Annotated in this window: 4 protein-coding genes; all 4 read right to left on the bottom strand. The window is 43.3% G+C overall.

The genetic code is table 11. From position 1 onward, the window contains the following. Positions 1–364 (bottom strand): GNAT family N-acetyltransferase (locus tag R7Q47_RS23180; protein ID WP_318089399.1); only part of this gene is annotated, 364 nt, incomplete at its 3' end. 3 nt (positions 365–367) lie between these two features. Further along, positions 368–793, bottom strand: coding sequence for a GNAT family N-acetyltransferase (locus tag R7Q47_RS23175; protein ID WP_318089398.1), 426 nt, complete (start codon positions 791–793; stop codon positions 368–370). Positions 794–812: 19 nt separating this feature from the next. Then, positions 813–1,568, bottom strand: a complete 756-nt coding sequence (locus tag R7Q47_RS23170; RefSeq protein WP_029834617.1) for a class I SAM-dependent methyltransferase — start codon at positions 1,566–1,568, stop codon at positions 813–815. 25 nt (positions 1,569–1,593) lie between these two features. Then, positions 1,594–2,226: a class I SAM-dependent DNA methyltransferase gene (locus R7Q47_RS23165; protein WP_025499952.1), complete on the bottom strand. Its 633-nt coding sequence runs from the start codon at positions 2,224–2,226 to the stop codon at positions 1,594–1,596. Positions 2,227–2,513: the final 287 nt, after the last annotated feature.

Raw genomic sequence — 2,513 nt, 5'->3', positions numbered from 1 at the left:
CTAAGCTTTGCAAGTAAACAACGCCAAGTTTGCAGGCTTGGGTTGCATAGCCTTTTCCCTGATAGCGAGCAGAAATACCAAAATGGATTTCACTGCTGTCTTGCTCAGGTATCAGCACCGGACAGCCTATAGGAGTTTGAGAAGTGAGTTCTTCAATAGCGAAGACTAATAGATTGGGAGACTTTTGATCATATTGAGCGCGCCATCTTTCGATCGCTTCAAGTGTTTGATTAGCATTTTGGTGGGCTTGGCGATTGAGGAAGCGGCATGCTTGCTCATCGCCTAAATAGTTTTCAAACAGGGGAGCAGCGTCTGTTGTTTTGAGGTATCCGATTGCCACTTGTTGAGCTTCAACTCTCATCATGATTTAGCTCTGATAAACATTCGGTTTCCAGATTTGCATGAAGTTTTCTACTGGAGCAATAGGAGTGAACCCAAACTGTTCGTACAACCCATGAGCATCGCGGGTTGCAAGCATCATACGGCGTAAGCCTTGTAGTTCTGGATGAGCAACAATTTCTGAGATCAACCACTTACTGATGCCTTTACCACGGTGTGCCTCCACTACAAACACATCGGCAAGATACGCAAACGTGGTGCGATCGGTAATTAACCGAGCAAAAGCGACGAGTTGATTTTCGTCATCCAAAACCGCGAAACAGAACGAATGGCGCAATGACTTCTCAACGCGTTCTCTTGGAATGCCCTTTCCCCAATAACTGTTTGAAATGAACTGGTAGATAACGTCTAAATCCATGTCATCTAACAATGTAGTAATTCGAAACCCTTGCATTGTATCCCTCAACATTGGTTTATATTTTCTCAGCCACACAGACAAGCGAGTTGGCATTCGCCTCAAATACTTGCGCTGACCAAGATTGGTACTTCTCTATAATTCTGAATCCCGCTTGTTCAAGGAAAACCTCTATGTCTTCCAGCGGGCGATATTTTAAATCAATGCTGGAATGCTCAATCGTTCCACTTTCAAAATGGCGCTCTTTGTTCAAATACATGATGGACGTTTGCAAGTCATACTCGGCCTTCATACCGAAATAATTCACTTCACCATAGGTTGGAGAAACATAGGTTTGCCACAGCGCCATCTCATGATCCAATTCTAGATTCTCTGGCGTTGGTAACCGCGTATCGAAGACAAATCGCCCACCTTTTTCTAGGTGCTTTGATATTGAGCTCAGTGCGCCTGCCAGCATGTCGTCACTTAAAAAGGCTTGGAATGCATTCCCTGTCATTATGGCTAGGTCAAACTTCTTACCTAACGAAAACTGGGTTGCGTCGAGATGAAGAAAACGTAAGTTACTCCTACTTTTGGCTTTGTCCTTTGCGTGTTTGAGCATCCCTTCAGAAATATCAATGCCAATGGCTTCGTTGAGTTGCTCAGAGACTGGAATCGTGACAATGCCGGAACCACAACAGACATCCAATACACTTCGAGCATTGGTTTCTTCGATTAACCTTGTGATGAAAGCAATGTCGTGATGGTAATGCTGGTCGTATTGAGCATCGTATTCAATGCCCGACCCGAACTCGGTTAAATCTTGTGTTTTCAAAAACAGTCCTTGTTTGTTACTTATTTCAGCGGTGTGACTTTTTCAGCTCTAGCATCAAGTATCGACACACATAACCAACACCAGATACGTAACCAATCACGTTTTCTAGTGAAACCACTTCCAACCCCGCTTGCTGACAGAGTTGCTCAACTTCACTTTCGGTATATGCCGTATGCACGACCGATCCACTATAAGTATTTCGAGGCAAATCTTGTCCATCCGGATCGTGGTATTGAAAGCTGATAAAACATCGTCCATTCGCACTTAGCTTACGCGAAATGCACTCCAGCAGTTGTTGAGGCTCTGCTAGAAACTCAGTAAAACCAAGTGCGGTGATAAGGTCGAAGGTTTGCTCAAACAAAGGGGAAAATGGCTCATCGAGGTTATGAACCGCGACGCTTTGATAGAGGTTAGTTTGGCGCGCTTTATCAACCATTTTGGACGAGATGTCTAAGCCATGGATGGTGAGATCTGGATAGTGATTTTTTACGACATGACCGATACTGCCTGTCGCACAGGCTAGGTCGAGAGCCGAGCCTTGCTCGATGGGAAAGGTTTTTAACTTCCCAGAAATCCAACGTGGGCCGACGTAATGGCTGTCATCCACCAACTTTTGATAGCGCTCCGACACATCATCATACATTTTTGCTACGTTCATCGTTTCCTCCTTGATAACCAGAACGATGCTCGAATGTAACACGCAATACGCACCTAAGCACTTATTAAATGGCTAATTTTTTATGAAACGTAACCGGCTGGTTATTCAGCGCTAACCAGTAGAAATAGATGAAATTTTGAAAAGTATTAGCCCGTAATTCCGATGGGATTTTTAAGTGCATAAAGAGAAAATATGTCCTGATAATCTGTCTTAGATTATTCAGCTAATCTTATTTCCATCATTCTATTCGCTGTATATAAAAACAATATTTAAATTAACATAACAAA

This window comes from Vibrio sp. Vb0349 (assembly GCF_033338975.1).
The sequence above is the reverse complement of the archived record's forward strand: the minus strand, read 5'-3'. Positions and strand labels throughout refer to the sequence as shown.